General features: G+C 58.2%; 16 protein-coding genes and 1 pseudogene. 9 read left to right on the top strand and 8 right to left on the bottom strand.

What is annotated here, in order from left to right; all coding sequences use genetic code 11:
• Window positions 1-351 precede the first annotated feature (351 nt).
• From B3229_RS04620 to glpX, 3 genes are all read left to right on the top strand, one after another.
• Window positions 352-1200, top strand: a complete 849-nt coding sequence (locus B3229_RS04620; protein ID WP_033754419.1) for an MIP/aquaporin family protein — start codon at window positions 352-354, stop codon at window positions 1198-1200.
• A 27-nt stretch (window positions 1201-1227) separates the two neighbouring features.
• A complete protein-coding gene (gene glpK, locus B3229_RS04615) occupies window positions 1228-2745 on the top strand; it encodes a glycerol kinase GlpK (RefSeq protein WP_048782928.1) in 1518 nt (505 codons plus the stop codon).
• 123 nt (window positions 2746-2868) lie between these two features.
• Window positions 2869-3879 (top strand): class II fructose-bisphosphatase, encoded by a 1011-nt coding sequence (gene glpX / locus B3229_RS04610; RefSeq protein ID WP_286869796.1) that lies wholly within the window; start codon window positions 2869-2871, stop codon window positions 3877-3879.
• Here the strand turns inward: glpX and emrD are convergent.
• Window positions 3869-5059: a multidrug efflux MFS transporter EmrD gene (gene emrD / locus B3229_RS04605; protein ID WP_193390079.1), complete on the bottom strand. Its 1191-nt coding sequence runs from the start codon at window positions 5057-5059 to the stop codon at window positions 3869-3871. The genes glpX and emrD overlap by 11 nt on opposite strands.
• Before the next feature lie 289 nt (window positions 5060-5348).
• On the opposite strand from emrD, the gene fpr reads away from it, so the two are divergent.
• The 3 genes from fpr (at window position 5349) to tpiA (ending at window position 7690) form a co-directional block, all read left to right on the top strand.
• A complete protein-coding gene (gene fpr / locus B3229_RS04600) occupies window positions 5349-6095 on the top strand; it encodes a ferredoxin--NADP(+) reductase (protein ID WP_048782924.1) in 747 nt (248 codons plus the stop codon).
• Window positions 6096-6212: 117 nt separating this feature from the next.
• The gene (locus B3229_RS04595; protein ID WP_286869793.1) at window positions 6213-6839 is read left to right on the top strand and encodes a DUF1454 family protein; all 627 of its coding nucleotides are present in this window, start codon (window positions 6213-6215) and stop codon (window positions 6837-6839) included.
• Between the two features lie 83 nt (window positions 6840-6922).
• The gene (gene tpiA / locus B3229_RS04590; protein WP_072010464.1) at window positions 6923-7690 is read left to right on the top strand and encodes a triose-phosphate isomerase; all 768 of its coding nucleotides are present in this window, start codon (window positions 6923-6925) and stop codon (window positions 7688-7690) included.
• A gap of 40 nt (window positions 7691-7730) precedes the next feature.
• On the opposite strand, the gene B3229_RS04585 is transcribed toward tpiA, so the two are convergent.
• From B3229_RS04585 to cpxP, 6 genes and pseudogenes are all read right to left on the bottom strand, one after another.
• Window positions 7731-8489 carry a CDP-diacylglycerol diphosphatase gene (locus tag B3229_RS04585; protein ID WP_048782920.1) on the bottom strand — a complete coding sequence of 253 codons (759 nt, stop codon included), beginning with the start codon at window positions 8487-8489 and terminating at the stop codon, window positions 7731-7733.
• Window positions 8490-8603: 114 nt separating this feature from the next.
• Window positions 8604-9593 carry a sulfate ABC transporter substrate-binding protein gene (locus B3229_RS04580; protein WP_033754394.1) on the bottom strand — a complete coding sequence of 330 codons (990 nt, stop codon included), beginning with the start codon at window positions 9591-9593 and terminating at the stop codon, window positions 8604-8606.
• 149 nt (window positions 9594-9742) lie between these two features.
• Window positions 9743-10705, bottom strand: coding sequence for a 6-phosphofructokinase (gene pfkA, locus B3229_RS04575; RefSeq protein WP_033754393.1), 963 nt, complete (start codon window positions 10703-10705; stop codon window positions 9743-9745).
• A gap of 205 nt (window positions 10706-10910) precedes the next feature.
• Window positions 10911-11813, bottom strand: a complete 903-nt coding sequence (gene fieF, locus B3229_RS04570; protein ID WP_048782918.1) for a CDF family cation-efflux transporter FieF — start codon at window positions 11811-11813, stop codon at window positions 10911-10913.
• Window positions 11814-12021: 208 nt separating this feature from the next.
• Entirely contained in the window at window positions 12022-12207 is a 186-nt protein-coding gene (locus B3229_RS04565) for a general stress protein (RefSeq protein WP_033754389.1), read from the bottom strand.
• 506 nt (window positions 12208-12713) lie between these two features.
• Window positions 12714-13223 (bottom strand): annotated as a pseudogene (gene cpxP / locus B3229_RS04560) (cell-envelope stress modulator CpxP).
• A 149-nt stretch (window positions 13224-13372) separates the two neighbouring features.
• Here cpxP and cpxR point away from each other — a divergent pair.
• Genes cpxR through trmL form a run of 3 tightly spaced genes read left to right on the top strand, consistent with a single transcriptional unit; the run spans window position 13373 to window position 15953 of the window.
• Window positions 13373-14071 carry an envelope stress response regulator transcription factor CpxR gene (gene cpxR, locus B3229_RS04555; protein WP_033754385.1) on the top strand — a complete coding sequence of 233 codons (699 nt, stop codon included), beginning with the start codon at window positions 13373-13375 and terminating at the stop codon, window positions 14069-14071.
• On the top strand, window positions 14068-15447 hold the full coding sequence (gene cpxA / locus B3229_RS04550) for an envelope stress sensor histidine kinase CpxA (protein WP_096072346.1): 1380 nt from the start codon (window positions 14068-14070) through the stop codon (window positions 15445-15447). The genes cpxR and cpxA overlap by 4 nt, the downstream gene beginning before the upstream one ends.
• Before the next feature lie 35 nt (window positions 15448-15482).
• Window positions 15483-15953 (top strand): tRNA (uridine(34)/cytosine(34)/5-carboxymethylaminomethyluridine(34)-2'-O)-methyltransferase TrmL, encoded by a 471-nt coding sequence (gene trmL, locus B3229_RS04545; RefSeq protein WP_048782913.1) that lies wholly within the window; start codon window positions 15483-15485, stop codon window positions 15951-15953.
• On the opposite strand, the gene cysE is transcribed toward trmL, so the two are convergent.
• The gene (gene cysE / locus B3229_RS04540) at window positions 15950-16771 is read right to left on the bottom strand and encodes a serine O-acetyltransferase (protein ID WP_033754376.1); all 822 of its coding nucleotides are present in this window, start codon (window positions 16769-16771) and stop codon (window positions 15950-15952) included. The two genes, trmL and cysE, sit on opposite strands and share 4 nt — an antisense overlap.
• Window positions 16772-16787: the final 16 nt, after the last annotated feature.

Raw genomic sequence — 16787 nt, 5'->3', positions numbered from 1 at the left:
CAGCCAGGCCAGCAACAATGTTTCCGATTGTATGTAGCCTGATAGCGCAAGTCCAGCGACGCGGGCACTGCGGGCGCAGTCTGTAACACTTTTCGGCTTATACCTGGCCTCTTGCCGCTGCGCGCGGCCGCCGCGAAAAACGAGGCGGCTAAAAAGTTGAAATGATGTTTCATGAAAGTGAAAAGGCGCGAAAACGCGCATTTTTTTGACTCAGCACACAGATTTAGATTTCGCTATTTCTCGTTTATGCTCGTTAACGATAAATTTACACCAGCCCTACAAGAGAGCTGGGTGACTCATGGATTGAGAACAAAAACTGATAAAATTTAACCTCGCTTCAGGAATACCATTATGAGTCAGACATCGAACACACTGAAAGGGCAGTGCATCGCCGAATTTATCGGAACCGGCCTGATTATCTTCTTTGGCGCAGGCTGCGTAGCCGCGCTGAAAGTCGCCGGCGCCGCCTTCGGGCAATGGGAAATCTGTATTATCTGGGGACTCGCCGTCTCCATGGCCGTCTACCTTACCGCCGGCGTATCTGGCGCCCATCTTAACCCTGCCGTCACGGTGGCGCTTTGTCTGTTCGCCAACTTTGAAGGGCGCAAGGTGGTGCCTTATATCCTGGCGCAGGTCGCAGGCGCATTCTGCGCTGCCGCGCTGGTTTACGGCCTTTATTACAATCTGTTCTTCGATTACGAGCAAAGCCATCAGATGGTGCGCGGCACGGTTCAGAGTCTGGATCTGGCCGGTATCTTCTCAACCTACCCTAACCCGCACATCAGCGTAGGACAGGCGTTCCTGGTTGAAATGGTGATTACGGCGGTACTGATGGCGGTGATTATGGCGCTGACCGACGATGGCAATGGCGTACCGCGTGGTCCGCTGGCGCCGCTGTTGATTGGCCTGCTGGTTGCCGTTATCGGCGGCGCAATGGGTCCGCTGACCGGCTTCGCCCTGAACCCGGCGCGTGATTTCGGACCCAAGCTGTTCGCCTTCTTTGCGGGTTGGGGTAACGTGGCCTTCACGGGCGGTAAAGATATCCCCTACTTCCTGGTACCGATCTTTGGCCCGTTAGTGGGAGCCTGTCTGGGCGCCTTCGGCTATCGCGCGCTGATTGGCCGCCACCTGCCTGGCGCCGTACTGGCCAGCAGCAAAACAGAAAAACCGGTCGCACGCGCTGAGCAGCGTAAAGCGTAAGTTTCACCTTTTCATCGGGAATGCATTATGACGACTACCACTGATAAAAAATATATTGTTGCGCTCGACCAGGGCACGACCAGCTCACGCGCCGTCGTGCTGGATCACGACGCCAACATCGTTGCGGTATCGCAGCGTGAATTTACCCAGATCTACCCGAAAGCGGGCTGGGTCGAACATGACCCGATGGACATCTGGGCATCGCAAAGCTCGACGCTGGTAGAGGTGCTGGCGCACGCCGACATCCGTTCCGATGAGATCGCCGCGATCGGCATCACTAACCAGCGCGAAACCGCCATCGTCTGGGACAAAGAGACCGGCAAGCCGATCTATAACGCCATCGTCTGGCAGGATCCGCGTACCGCGGACTACTGCAACAAGCTGAAAAAAGAGGGTCTGGAAGAGTATATCCAGCACACCACCGGCCTGGTCATTAACCCCTACTTCTCCGGCACCAAAGTGAAGTGGATCCTCGACCATGTAGAAGGCGCGCGCGAACGCGCGAAGCGCGGCGAGCTGCTGTTCGGCACCGTCGATACCTGGCTGGTGTGGAAAATGACCCAGGGGCGCGTGCATATTACCGATCACACTAACGCCTCGCGTACCATGATGTACAACATTCACAAGCTGGAGTGGGATCAGCGCATGCTGGAGATCCTTGATATCCCGCGTGAAATGCTGCCGGAAGTGAAAGGCTCTTCAGAAGTGTACGGTCAGACCAATATCGGCGGTAAAGGCGGCACGCGTATTCCTATCGCCGGTATCGCAGGCGACCAGCAGGCGGCGCTTTACGGCCAGCTCTGCGTTCAGCCGGGCATGGCGAAAAATACCTATGGCACCGGCTGCTTTATGCTGATGAACACCGGCACCGAAGCGGTGACCTCTTCGCACGGCCTGCTGACCACCATCGCCTGCGGCCCGCGCGGCGAAGTGAACTATGCGCTGGAAGGTGCCGTGTTTATCGGCGGCGCCTCGATTCAGTGGCTGCGTGACGAGATGAAGCTGATCAGCGACTCGACCGACTCGGAGTACTTCGCCCTTAAGGTGAAGGATACCAACGGCGTTTATATGGTTCCGGCCTTTACCGGCCTGGGCGCGCCTTACTGGGATCCCTATGCGCGCGGCGCGATTTTCGGCCTGACGCGCGGCGCTAACGCCAACCACATTATTCGCGCCACGCTGGAGTCTATCGCCTACCAGACGCGCGACGTGCTGGAAGCGATGCAGAACGACGCCGATACCCGCCTGCAGTCGCTGCGCGTGGACGGCGGCGCGGTCGCGAACAACTTCCTGATGCAGTTCCAGTCGGACATTCTCGGCACGCGCGTTGAGCGTCCGGAAGTGCGCGAAGTCACCGCGCTGGGCGCCGCCTATCTGGCAGGTCTGGCGGTAGGCTTCTGGGGCGACCTGGAAGAGGTGCGCGCCAAGGCGGTCATCGAGCGCGAATTCCGCCCGAGCATCGAGACCACCGAGCGCAACGTTCGCTACGCCGGCTGGAGAAAAGCAGTGGCGCGCGCGCAGGCGTGGGAAGATCACGACGAGTAATATGAGCGTATGCCAGCCGCCGCTGGCAAACATCTCAACCTTCCGGGCCCGCGACGCTGTCGCGGGCTTTTTTTTGCCCTTCCCCGCTATGCTACACTGCCCTTTTTTCAGCAGGTGCAGGCCATGAAACGAGAACTTGCCATAGAATTTTCCCGCGTAACCGAAGCGGCGGCGTTAGCTGGCTATCGCTGGCTGGGGCGCGGCGATAAAAACGGCGCCGACGGCGCTGCCGTCCACGCGATGCGACACGTCCTGAATACCATTGATATCGACGGCCAGATTGTGATCGGCGAAGGGGAGATCGACGAAGCGCCGATGCTCTATATCGGCGAAAAAGTCGGCAGCGGGCGCGGCGACGCGGTCGATATCGCAGTGGATCCGATCGAGGGCACGCGAATGACCGCGATGGGCCAGGCCAACGCGCTGGCGGTGCTGGCGGTGGGCGACAAAGGCAGCTTTCTGCACGCGCCAGATATGTATATGGAGAAGCTAATCGTCGGCCCGGCGGCGCGCGGCCATATCGATCTCAATCTGCCGCTGGAAACCAACCTGCGAAATATCGCCGCGGCGCTGGATAAGCCGCTGGCGCAGCTGACCGTGTCCATTCTGGCGAAACCGCGCCACGACGCGGTTATCGCGCAGCTACAGCAGCTTGGCGTGCGCGTCTTCGCTTTCCCGGACGGCGACGTAGCGGCCTCTATCCTGACCTGCATGCCTGACAGCGAGGTCGACGTGCTCTACGGCATCGGCGGCGCGCCGGAGGGCGTGGTATCGGCGGCGGTGATCCGCGCGCTGGATGGCGATATGCAGGGGCGTCTGCTGCCGCGTCATGAGGTTAAGGGCGAGAGCGAAGAGAATCGCCGCATCGGCGAGCAGGAGCTGGCGCGCTGCGACGAGATGGGCATTAAAGCGGGCGAAGTGTTGCCGCTGGCGCGGATGGCGCGCAACGACAACGTCATCTTCGCCGCTACCGGCATTACCAGCGGCGATCTGCTGAAAGGCATTACGCGTCAGGGCAATATCGCCACCAGCGAAACCCTGCTGATCCGCGGCAAATCGCGCACTATTCGCCGCATCCAGTCGATCCACTATCTGGACCGCAAAGACGCGGCGCTGCATCCCTTTATCCTGTAACCGTGCCGCTCTGACTTTCTGGCTGGCGCGACAGCGGCAGCCAGCAGAGCAGCATCACCAGCGCGGTGGCGAACATCAGCATGCCCAGGCTGAACTGGTCGCGCTGCGGCAGCAGCGCAGACGCCCAGGCGACCACGCCCGATCCCAGGTTTTGCAATCCCCCAATCAGCGCGCCGGCGCTGCCGGCCAGCCACGCGTAGGGCTCCATCGCGCCTGAGGTCGCCAGCGGGAACAGCATGCCCGCGCCGAAGAAGAAGAGCGCGGCGGGCACCAGCAGCGTCCAGATATTCATGATGCCGAACCACGCCGGGATCCACATCAGCGCGCCCGCCAGCAGACAGCTGTTGACGCCGGTCCACATCAGGCTATGCCAGGAGCGCGCCTCGCGTCCGGCGAACCAGGCGCCGAAAAAGGCGGCGGGGATCGGCAGAATAAACAGAATGCTGACGGTAAAGGCATCCAGCCCCAGCACGCCGCCCAGCAGCACGCCGCAGCTCGCTTCGAAAACCGCAATGCCCGCCAGCGCGCCGATCAGCAGCACAATAAAGCGTACAAAGCTGGCATCGCGCAGCAGTCGCTGATAGCGGCGGAAAAAAGGCGTGACTTCGCCGCCTTGCGGACGCGTCTCCGGCAGCCACCGCATCATCGCGCCGGTCACTGCGACGCAGAGCAGCAGCAGGAAAGCGAAACAGGCGTGCCAGCCGAACAGCTTCGTCAGCAGCGCGCCGATAACCGGCGCCAGCAGCGGACTGACCAACAGGCCCATATTGAGCAGGCTATTAGCCTGACGCAGCGCGACGCCCGCATAGAGGTCGCGCGGCATAGTACGCGCCATCACGCCCGCCACGCCGGTGCCCAGCCCCTGAATGGCGCTGCCCAGCACCAGCACGTTCAGCGACGGCGCCAGCATCGCGGTCACGGCGCCGATCATAAAGATCGTCATGCCGGCGAGGATCACCGGGCGGCGCCCGATGCTGTCGGAGAGCGGACCGTAGATCAGCTGCGATCCGCCATAGGTCATCAGATAGGCCGCCATCACGCGCTGCAGCGTGCCGTCGTGCACGTTGAGCGCGTCCGCCATCTCGGCCATCGCCGGGACATAGATCGTCTGCGCCATTTGCCCAACCGCCAGCATTAAAATCAACATCAGCAACAGCGGACGATTTTCCATCTTCTTCATCGACATCTCGGTCTGGGAAATAAAGTTAATTCAGCAGCAAAACGCGCTGCATCGGGTTAATGGCGGGAAAAATATCAGGATTACGTGACAAATCGAGAGACGGGCGTAAAGAGGCTGGCGTAAAGGCGTCAAGTTTTCGTACCACCTTGTCAACCGCGGGCAACGGCGTGTTGAGACGTGCGGCGCATTTGTCGATTAGAGCCAAAAAAACGGCGCGCGGGTGGAAAAAGCGCCGTGCAGCCGCGATGATAACACTGTGCCTGAAAAATCAACGACCAGGAGAGTAACGATGGCTGAATGGGTCAATGCGCAAGTAAAGGAAGTGAAGAACTGGACGGACGCGCTGTTCAGTCTGCGGGTGCATGCGCCGATCGATGCATTCACCGCCGGTCAGTTCGCCAAGCTGGCACTGGAGATAGACGGCGAACGCGTGCAGCGCGCTTACTCTTACGTGAACGCGCCCAGCGATCCTTTACTGGAGTTCTATCTGGTCACGGTGCCGGAGGGCAAACTGAGCCCGCGTCTGCAGGCGCTCAGGCCGGGCGACACCGTGATGGTAACGAAAGAGGCTGCCGGCTTTTTTGTGCTGGATGAGATCCCGCCGTGCAAAACGCTATGGATGCTGGCGACCGGCACGGCGATTGGGCCTTACCTCTCTATTCTGCAACAGGGCGAAGGGCTGGATCGCTTTGATCATATCGTGCTGGTGCACGCGGTGCGCTATGCCGCCGATCTCAGCTACCTGCCGCTGATGCAGTCGCTGCAGCAGATCTACAACGGCAAGCTGCGCATTCAGACGGTGGTGAGTCGCGAAAACGCAGTGGGATCCCTTACCGGCCGCGTGCCGGCGCTGATCGAAAGCGGCGAACTGGAGCGCGCGGTGGGCCTGCCGATAGAGGCGGAGTCGGGCCATATTATGCTGTGCGGCAACCCGCAGATGGTGCGCGATACTCAGCAGATGCTGAAAGAGACGCGCGATATGCGCAAGCATCTGAAGCGTAAACCCGGGCATATCACCAGCGAGCACTACTGGTAAGCCGCGCTGGGATGAGATAATTCTTATCCTGGGGCAAATTTTGCCCGTCGCGCTTTTGACTTTCGCAGGTAAAACCCGTTCTAATTTGGCGCAGAGTTTACTGGTCGAGCCTACGAAATGAAGAATTTGCCTGGCGCGCTGCTGCTGAGCCTTGCGCTAACGGCCCCGGCATTTGCCGCCGATCCCACGCTGCGCGAGCGCAGCGAATCCGTGCCTGCCGCACCCTATTTGCTGGCGGGCGCGCCTACCTTTGATATGACCATCGGCCAGTTCCGCGAAAGGTATAACGCCGCCAACGCCGACCTGCCGCTGATGGAGTATCGCGCTATCGACAGCAGAAACGACAGCAGCCGCCTGACGCGCGCGGCGAGTAAAATCAGCGAAACGCTCTACGCCTCTACCGCGCTGGAACAGGGAACCGGAAAAGTGAAGACGCTACAGCTGACCTGGCTGCCGGTGCCGGTACCCGATCAGAAAGCGTCGCAGGAGAAAGCGCTCGCCTACATGACGGCGCTGCTGCGCTTTTTTGTGCCAGGTCTTTCCCCGGACGAAGCGCGGCAAAAGCTGAACGCGCTGCTGAGCGAAGGCAAAGGCGCGCGCTATTTTTCCCGCACCGAAGGCGCGCTGCGTTTCGTGGTGGCGGACAATGGCGACAAGGGCCTGACCTTCGCCGTCGAGCCCATAAAACTGGCGCTGCCGCCTGCCGATCAGGGCGGCAAAAATGACGAAAAGCAAAGCCATTGACCTGATAGATCTCTATACTGTCTGGCAGTCTACGCTGCCTGACGGCAGTGCAATTTAATGAATCGCGTAACGCGGAGGATAGAATGCGACATCCATTGGTTATGGGTAACTGGAAACTGAATGGCAGCAAGCAGATGACAGGCGAGCTGATCGAAGGCCTGCGCAAAGCGCTCTCCGGCGTTGACGGCTGCGGCGTGGCGATCGCCCCGCCGACCATCTACCTCGACCAGGCGAAACACGCCATCTCCGGCAGCCACATCGCTCTGGGCGCGCAGAACGTCGACGTTAACCTCTCGGGCGCCTTCACCGGCGAAACCTCCGCGGACATGCTGAAAGATATCGGCGCGAAATATATCATTATCGGCCACTCTGAGCGTCGTACCTACCACAAAGAGAGCGACGAGTTCATCGCGAAGAAATTCGCCGTGCTGAAAGCAGCTGGCCTGGTGCCGGTGCTGTGCATTGGTGAAACCGAAGCGGAAAACGAAGCGGGTCAGACTGAAGAAGTCTGCGCGCGCCAGATCGACGCAGTGCTGGAAACCCAGGGCGCGGAAGCGTTTAACGGCGTGGTTATCGCCTATGAGCCGGTCTGGGCTATCGGCACCGGCAAATCAGCGACCCCGGCGCAGGCGCAGGCGGTACACAAATTTATTCGCCAGCACATCGCGAAGAAAGATGCTGCGGTCGCCGAGCAGGTGATCATTCAGTACGGCGGTTCTGTTAACGACAAGAACGCGGCTGAACTCTTTACCCAGCCGGACATCGATGGCGCGCTGGTCGGCGGCGCCTCGCTGAAGGCTGACGCCTTCGCCGTTATCGTTAAAGCGGCGGCGGAAGCGAAAAAAGCGTAACTTTCGCTACGTAAAAAAGGCGGCCTGATGGCCGCCTTTTTTATTGCCGCAAAATCTCGCAGCTGTGGTCCTGTAGCTCTTCCGCCGAGCCGCGGTTTAGCAATAGCCAGTTGCGCTCAAGCGCCATTACCACCAGACGCCCATCCGGCAGCGCCGCCAGCGCCAGCCCATATTTGCCCATTTCGCCGCGCGCGTTAGGGATCTCGTTGGCCACGCGGATAAACAGGCTCTGCTGCGTCAGCTCCGGCAGGGTCAGCGCGCGTATTCGGTAAGCGTGCTGGCGCAGCTGTTCCGTCTGCCAGCGGCTGGAGAGCGCAGGCGCGAGGCGATCCAGCGCGCGGCGCACATCAGGACGCAGGCAGGAGATATGAATATGCAGCTGATTCTGGGTGCGGCCATACTCGGCGTTGATCGCCAGCGACAGCGCGCTATCGGCGACAGGCGCGCCGCGCTTTGCCGCCAGCTGCGTACGCGCCTGCCAGGCGAAGGCGAAGAAATCAGGCGTCGCGGGATTGAGCAGCGCCGGGCTTTCCATGCCGCTGATTTTCGCCAGCGGGATCAGCAGATACTGCAGCGGCCCGTTCAAATCTTTGAGCAGCGCATAGCCTTGCTCAGGCTCGACGCGCTGGCAAGGCGCGGGCTTGCCGGTTGCGCGCTGATTCGGCTCGCACTTTTCACTGACGATGTGCCACAGCGCATCGCTGTTTTTGTGCAGGTGGAATGCGGCAATCGCTAAACCGCCTGTCAGCATCAACAGCAGCAGCGCAATCAGGCCCAGCCCACGGCGACGTCCCTGCATAGCAAGGCTCCTCTTTCCGCTTTTTTCCGCATCCTCGCCTGCCTGCCGTGGAATGTCACGCACAAATAAAAACGGCCAGCATGCTGGCTGGCCGTCTTTACTGCACTTGCGCGATTAAGGCTTCATCACCTGGTCATAGGTGCCGCCATCGGCAAAGTGCGTTTTCTGCGCCTGCGTCCAGCCGCCGAACTTATTATCGATGGTAAACAACTTCACCGGCGCGAAGGTGCTGGCGAATTTCTTCGCCACTTCCGCATCGCGCGGACGATAGTAGTTTTGCGCTGCGATAGTTTGGCCTTCCGGCGAGTAGAGATACTTCAGATAGGCGTCCGCAACGGCGCGCGTACCCTGATCGTCTACCACTTTATCCACCACGGAAACGGTGGGTTCAGCCAGAATAGATTCGCTCGGCGTAACGATTTCAAACTTGTCTTTACCCAGCTTATCGACCGCCAGGTAGGCTTCGTTTTCCCAGGCGATCAGCACGTCGCCGATGCCGCGTTCTACGAAGGTATTGGTTGCGCCGCGCGCGCCGGAGTCCTGCACCTCGACGTTTTTAAACAGCGCTTTTACGTAAGCCTGCGCCTTCGCCTGATCGCCGTTATTTTGATCCAGCGCCCAGCCCCATGCCGCCAGATAGTTCCAGCGCGCGCCGCCTGAGGTTTTCGGATTCGGGGTAATGACTGAAACGCCTGGCTTAATTAAATCGGACCAGTCGTGAATGCCTTTAGGATTGCCTTTGCGCACCAGGAAAACAATGGTGGAGGTGTAAGGCGCGGAGTTATCCGGCAGACGCTTGAGCCAGTTCTTATCGATACGGCCGCGTTCGGCGATGGCATCGACATCGGATTGCAGCGCCAGCGTGACGACATCGGCGCGAATGCCGTTAATAACCGAGGTTGCCTGCTTGCCTGAGCCGCCGTGCGACTGGCGGATTACCACGTTATCGCCGGTTTCCTGCTTGTAGTGCGCCGCAAAGGCTTTGTTGTACTGCTCGTACAGCTCGCGCGTCGGATCGTAAGAGACGTTTAACAGCTGGTAATCCTTTGCCAGAACGCTGGCAGAGGCCAGCAGAAGGGTAATACCAATACTCCACTTGTTCATTATGCACGCTCCCGATGTCATTATGCCGGTAGCGTGACATAAACCATTTTAGAGCTAAAAGAATTAAAAATAAGCATTTATAACTGGCAGGAATATAGACAGCTAAAATAAAAGCGCGCCGGAGAGGCGCGCCTGAAGCGTGTTTAGGCTTAATAGAGTTTTTTCGCGGTTTCCAGCCAGTCACGCTTAAACGGACGCTTCATGTTTTCGATAGCGTCGATGATGTCGTGATGCACCATCTTCTCGTTCTGGATGCCGACGCAGCGGCCGCCGTAACCCTGCAGCAGCAGCTCAATGGCATAGGCGCCCATGCGCGACGCGAGGATACGGTCGTAAGCACAGGGCGCGCCGCCGCGCTGAATATGACCGAGCACGGTCGCGCGCGTTTCGCGTTTAGTTTCCGCTTCGATGTACTTCGCCAGATCGTCGATATCGCAGATATGTTCGGTGATCGCCACAATGGCGTGCTTTTTGCCTTTGGCGATGCCCGCTTTGATCTCCATTACCAGCTCTTCGCGGGTATAAGGAATTTCCGGCAGCACGATAAATTCGCAGCCGCCCGCAATCGCCGCCGCCAGAGTCAGGTCGCCGCAGTAGCGTCCCATCACCTCGACAATAGAGATACGCTGGTGCGAAGAAGAGGTATCGCGCAGGCGGTCAATCGCTTCGACCACGGTTTCCAGCGCGGTGAAGTAGCCGATGGTGTAGTCGGTGCCCGCAACATCGTTATCGATGGTGCCCGGCAGGCCAATGCATGGGAAACCCATTTCGGTCAGACGCTTCGCGCCCATGTAGGAGCCGTCGCCGCCGATGACAACCAGCGCGTCGATGCCGCGTTTTTTCATATTCTCAATCGCGACCTGGCGCACTTCATCGTTGCGGAACTCGGGGAAACGCGCCGAGCCCAGGAAGGTGCCGCCGCGGTTAATCATGTCTGATACGCTGTAGCGGTCGAGATTGATCATCCGATCTTCGTACAGTCCCAGATAGCCGTCATAGATACCAAAAACTTCCAGTCCTTCGCTCAGCGCTGATCGCACAACGCCGCGAATGGCTGCGTTCATGCCGGGGGCGTCGCCGCCGCTGGTCAATACACCAATTTTTTTGATCATGACAACCTCTGGATTGTTAAAACGAAAAGTTAATCCTGCCTGTCGTGCGCCGCTAAGCGGCATACCCTATGCGCGACCCGTGATGGCAGATAGTATATCAAAGGCTTGCTGCTGAATTGATTCAGGTCAGACAAGTTTTCACTAATTTTTTTGCAGTAATGTTAGCGCTTCGTCATTTTAAATAGATTAAATTGATTCAATCCGGTTAAAAGCCGGGTGAATTCTGCTGTTCAATCGGCACCACAGAGCAGGGATCCTGATGAATAATCACGTCCGAGCCGGGGAAACGCTGACGCAGCGCCTTCTCTACCTGATCCGCTACGCGATGCGCCTGCACCAGCGGCAAATCGTCATTAAGCTCCAGATGCAGCTGGATAAATTTAGTCGGCCCCGACTGACGCGTACGCACGTCATGCACGCCCTCCACGCCCGGCCAGTTCAGCGCCAGATCGAGAATGATATTGTGCTCTTCCTCCGGCAGCGCGCGATCCAGCAGCGACTGCACGGCGTCATAGCCCATCCGCAATGCGCTGTACAAGATGTAGACGCCGATGCCTAACGCGAACAGCGCGTCTGCGCGAGCGAAGCCATAGCTGCTTAAGCCCAGGGCGATCAGAATAGCGCCGTTCATCACTACATCGGACTGATAGTGCAGCATGTCGGCGCGAATCGCCTGGCTGTGCGTGTGACGCACGACCCAGCGTTGAAACGCTACCAGCAGCAGCGTCGAACAGAGCGCCACCACGGTAACCACCACCCCGACCAGCGGCGCGCGCAGCGTATTCGGCGAAGCCAGATGCTGAATGCCGGTCAAAAACAAGAACAGCGCCGAACCAGAGATAAACATGCTTTGCGCCAGCGCCGCCAGTGATTCCGCCTTGCCGTGACCAAAAGTATGGTTAGCGTCAGCAGGTTGCAGCGCGTAGCGCACGACTAAAAGATTAGTTAGCGAGGCGGCGATGTCCACCAGTGAGTCGACCAGGCCCGCCAGCAGACTGACCGAACCGGTATACCACCAGGCAAAAATTTTGACGATAAGCAGACAGGTCGCCAGGATCGTCGCCGCCAGCGCCGCGCGCTTGACCAGACGAGCATAGGTGGGTTGCATAGTGTGCTCCCTCAGCCATTACAGGCATGCACCCGAAACAAAGTAATGGCTAAAGTTTAACATCCAGATTGTCGCTGCGCATAAACCCTGCGTCATCAGAAGAAAAAAGCTGACAGAATGCCAGAAAAAACAAACCCCGCCCTCAAAGAGGACGGGGTACCGTTTCCCGCATGGGAAACGCACGGTTTACCGCTAAGCTCTAACCTCGTCAGGAAGAGCTACGGCCGCCGCCGTGGCTGTTCTGACCGCCTTTTTTGCCTGCTTCAGAGGCTTTTTCACGATCGTTTTTGAAATTACCGCTGCCGCCGCTGCTTTTTCCGCCTTTTTTACCGGCTTCAGAGGCTTTTTGCGGGTTGTCTGCGAAATTGCCTGAACCACCACGATGTTCTGCCATAACTTACTCCGTTAATATATTCAGATTGTTTACGTAATGTGGTTACTGCACTCCATTTAAATTCCCGGGGTGTGCACTTTCCTTGCTGCGACAGAATTAAGTGTAGAGGTAAGCCAGAAGAATTCAAGAAAACGGTAAAATAATTAAATTATTGATATTTATAAAATTTAAATATAATCGCAAAGCTTAGTTTCTTCTTATCATATATTTAAATAAATCGTCGCTTCGCTTTTTTATTTAAATCCGTTTCGCTTGTAGATATATTTTCACGACATAACATATGCCTTATAAAAAATAAACGAGACGACAAAGAAGAATAGTTTGCTAAATGCCTGAAGATTTAAGGGGTTAGTGCCTTTCATAAATAAAGTGTTAATACTGAAGCGAGATCGGTCTGCCAACGTTGACACTACGGCCGGAAACGCGCAAAAAGGCAAAAAAAACCCCGCCATCATGGCGGGGAAGACAGGGATGGTGTCTATGGCAAGGAAAACAGGGATACTATGTTACTGGTTACTGCTGGTACTACTCACTGCTTGCAGCGATGAAGCCGACTGCAAATTTGAGAGCTTGCGCAGCTCGGCAAGCCGCCGCTCGTAATTCTTCTGCAACGCGGCCTGCTGAGCCGGCGTGAGCAAGTGATACATCTGGTTGCGAATGCGCGCCATCTCGACATGCTGTTCGATCTGCGCCTGAGCGATTTTCTCAGCCTGGGCGCGGATAGCCGCTTCGTTAAAAGTGTCCGCCGTAATCAGACCATGCATGTTTTCGATATCGCCGATGCTGACAGGGGAACGTTCATATCGCGCCTGCGTCATCAGGTCTCGCATCTGTTGACGCTGTTCTTCCGTCAACTCGATGCCGTCGAACATGTGGCTTTGCGGATTTTGCGTCATACTGCCTGTCGTCAATCCGCCGTGATGCATTTCGTCAATCGTCGTCGTGTCTGCCACTCATGCGCTGGCGTGATTGAGAACCATCGCTGAGGCAATGACGACGGCGGTTACTGTGCGCATCGTTTACTCCAGTCCGTTCCGTTTTGCGATTCAACGAGGACCAGTGTACGGCGACAGCTGCAAACATCCGTCAGGGGGTGTAAAACTACGTAAAGCGTTGGATTGACAAGTCAGGAACACGGTATTTTGCCTGCGGAGGGCAATAAAAAATGAATAAAATCCTGTTGGTTGACGATGACCGCGAATTGACTTCGCTGCTTAAAGAACTGTTAGAAATGGAAGGGTTTGAAGTGGTGGTAGCCAGCGACGGCGAACAGGCGTTAAGCCTGCTGGATACCTCTATTGATCTACTTTTGCTCGATGTGATGATGCCGAAAAAGAACGGTATCGACACGCTGAAAGAGCTACGCCAGCAACATCAGACGCCCGTTATCATGTTGACCGCGCGCGGCAGCGAGCTGGATCGCGTGCTGGGGCTCGAACTGGGCGCAGATGACTATCTGCCTAAGCCGTTTAACGATCGCGAACTGGTAGCGCGTATACGCGCGATTCTGCGCCGTTCCAACTGGAGCGAGCAGCAACAGCAGCACGACAGCAGCTCGCCGACGCTGGAAGTGGACTGCCTGCGCCTGAATCCAGGCCGTCAGGAAGCGAGTTTCGACAATCAAACGCTGGATCTCACCGGCACCGAGTTCACTCTGCTCTACCTGCTGGCGCAGCATCTCGGCCAGGTCGTCTCGCGCGAGCATCTGAGCCAGGAGGTGCTTGGCAAGCGTCTGACGCCGTTCGACCGCGCGATCGATATGCATATCTCTAACCTGCGCCGCAAACTGCCTGAGCGCCGCGACGGCCATCCCTGGTTCAAAACCTTACGCGGCCGCGGCTACCTGATGGTTTCGGCTTCATGATTGGCAGCCTCACCACCCGCATCTTCGCCATTTTCTGGCTAACTCTGGCGCTGGTGTTGATGCTGGTATTGATGGTGCCTAAGCTGGATTCCCGCCAGATGGTTTCGCTGCTCGATAGCGAGCAGCGCCAGGGCACCATGATTGAACAGCATGTCGAAGTGGAACTGGCGCAGGATCCGCCCAACGACTTGATGTGGTGGCGCCGCCTCTCGCGCGCTATCGACAAATGGGCGCCGCCGGGCCAGCGCCTGCTGCTGGTTACCAGCGAAGGCCGCGTCATTGGCGCGCAGCATAATGAAATGCAGGTGATCCGCAACTTTATCGGACAGTCCGACAATGCCGATCATCCGCAGAAAAAGAAGTATGGCCGTATCGAAATGGTCGGCCCCTTCGCGGTGCGCGACGGCGAAGATAACTATCAGCTCTACTTGATTCGACCGGCGACCAGCTCGCAGCTCGATTTTATCAATTTGCTGTTTGACCGGCCGCTGCTGCTGCTGATCGTCACCATGCTGATCAGTTCGCCGCTGCTGCTGTGGCTGGCGTGGAGCCTGGCGCGTCCGGCACGCAAGCTGAAATACGCGGCGGATGAAGTCGCCAGCGGTAATTTGCGCCAGCATCCGGAACTGGAATCGGGACCGCAGGAGTTTCTCGCCGCCGGTTCCAGCTTCAACCAGATGGTGAGCGCGCTCGAGCGCATGATGACCTCGCAGCAGCGTCTGCTGTCAGATATCAGCCACGAGCTGCGCACGCCGCTGACGCGTCTGCAGTTGGCCACGGCGCTGCTGCGCCGCCGTCACGGCGAAGGTAAAGAGCTGGAGCGTATCGAGATGGAAGCGCAGCGTCTGGACGGCATGATCAACGATCTGCTGGTGCTGTCACGTACCCAGCACAAGAACGCGCTGGTCAGCGAGGCGATGAAAGCGAATCAGCTCTGGAACGACGTGCTGGAAGACGCGAAGTTTGAAGCCGAGCAGATGGGCAAGCAGCTCGACGTGCCCTATCCGCCCGGCCCCTGGCCGCTTTACGGCAACCCGCATGCGCTGGAGAGCGCGCTGGAGAATATCGTACGCAACGCGCTGCGCTACTCGCACTCGCATATCAGCGTCAGCTTTTCGGTGGATATCAGCGGCTTGACGGTGCATGTCGACGATGATGGCCCGGGCGTCAGCCCGGAAGATCGCGAGCAGATATTCCGTCCCTTCTACCGCACCGATGAGGCGCGCGACCGCGAGTCAGGCGGCACGGGGCTCGGTCTGGCGATTGTCGAAACCGCCATCCAGCAGCACCGCGGCTGGGTGAAGGCCGACGACAGCCCGCTCGGCGGCCTGCGCCTGACGCTCTGGCTGCCGCTCTACTCCTCCAGCCGCCAATAATTTGCTATGCTTCGGCCCCTGTTATCGGGGGCCTTATGCTTAACATCGTCTTATTTGAACCAGAAATCCCGCCGAATACCGGCAATATTATTCGCCTCTGCGCTAATACCGGCTTCAGGCTGCATCTGATTGAGCCGCTCGGATTCGCATGGGACGACAAACGGCTGCGCCGCGCCGGTCTCGACTATCACGAATTTACCGCGATTCAGAAGCATGAAAGCTATGAGGCGTTTCTGCGCGACGAGCAGCCCGCGCGGCTGTTTGCGCTGACCACCAAGGGAACGCCAGCGCACAGCGCGGTAAGCTACCAGGCGGGCGACTATCTGCTGTTCGGCCCGGAGAGCCGCGGACTGCCCGCCGAGATCCTCGACGCGCTGCCGCCTGCGCAGAAAATTCGCATCCCGATGCGTGCGGAGAGCCGCAGCATGAATCTGTCGAATGCGGTATCGGTGGTGGTGTATGAAGCCTGGCGCCAGCTTGATTACGCAGGCGCGCGGCTCAGTTAGATCCCGTCGCCAAACTCAAAACCCGGCACGGTGCCGTTGAAGTGTTGATCCATGTCCATTGAGGGTTTGTCGCTCGCCGGTTTGCCGACGATGCGCGCCGGCACGCCTGCGGCGGTGGTATGCGGCGGCACCGGCTGCAAAACCACCGAGCCTGCGCCGATCTTCGCACCGCGCCCGACCTCAATATTGCCGAGGATCTTCGCCCCTGCGCCGATCATCACGCCCTCGCGGATTTTCGGATGGCGATCGCCGCTGGTTTTGCCGGTACCGCCCAGCGTCACCGACTGCAGGATCGAGACATCGTTCTCTACTACCGCCGTTTCGCCGATAACGATGCCGGTGGCGTGGTCAAGCATAATGCCGTGGCCGATGTTCGCCGCCGGATGAATATCCACGGCGAAGGAGACGGAAATTTCGTTTTGCAGATAGACCGCTAAAGCGCGACGCCCTTCGTTCCATAACCAGTGGCCGATGCGATAGGCCTGCAGCGCATGAAAGCCTTTCAGGTAGAGCAGCGGCGTAGAGTATTTATCTACCGCCGGGTCGCGCTGGCGCACCGCCTGGATGTCGAGCGCGGCCGAGGCGATCATCGAAGGATCCTGACGATAGGCCTCTTCAACGATTTCGCGAATGGCGATAGCGGGCATAATGGGATTGGCAAGCTTGTTGGCCAGCATATAGCTCAGGGCGCTGCCGAGATTTTCGTGTTTCAACAAAGTCGCATGATAAAAGCTGGCCAGCATCGGCTCGCAATCGGCCAGCGCGCGCGCTTCCGCTTTGATGTTGTTCCAGACCAGTTCTAACTCATCAGACGACATTGCAGTTTTCTCCCGA

The organism is Pantoea sp. UBA5035 (assembly GCF_002415245.1).
Taxonomy (GTDB): Bacteria; Pseudomonadota; Gammaproteobacteria; order Enterobacterales; family Enterobacteriaceae; genus Pantoea; species Pantoea septica.
The sequence above is the reverse complement of the archived record's forward strand: the minus strand, read 5'-3'. Positions and strand labels throughout refer to the sequence as shown.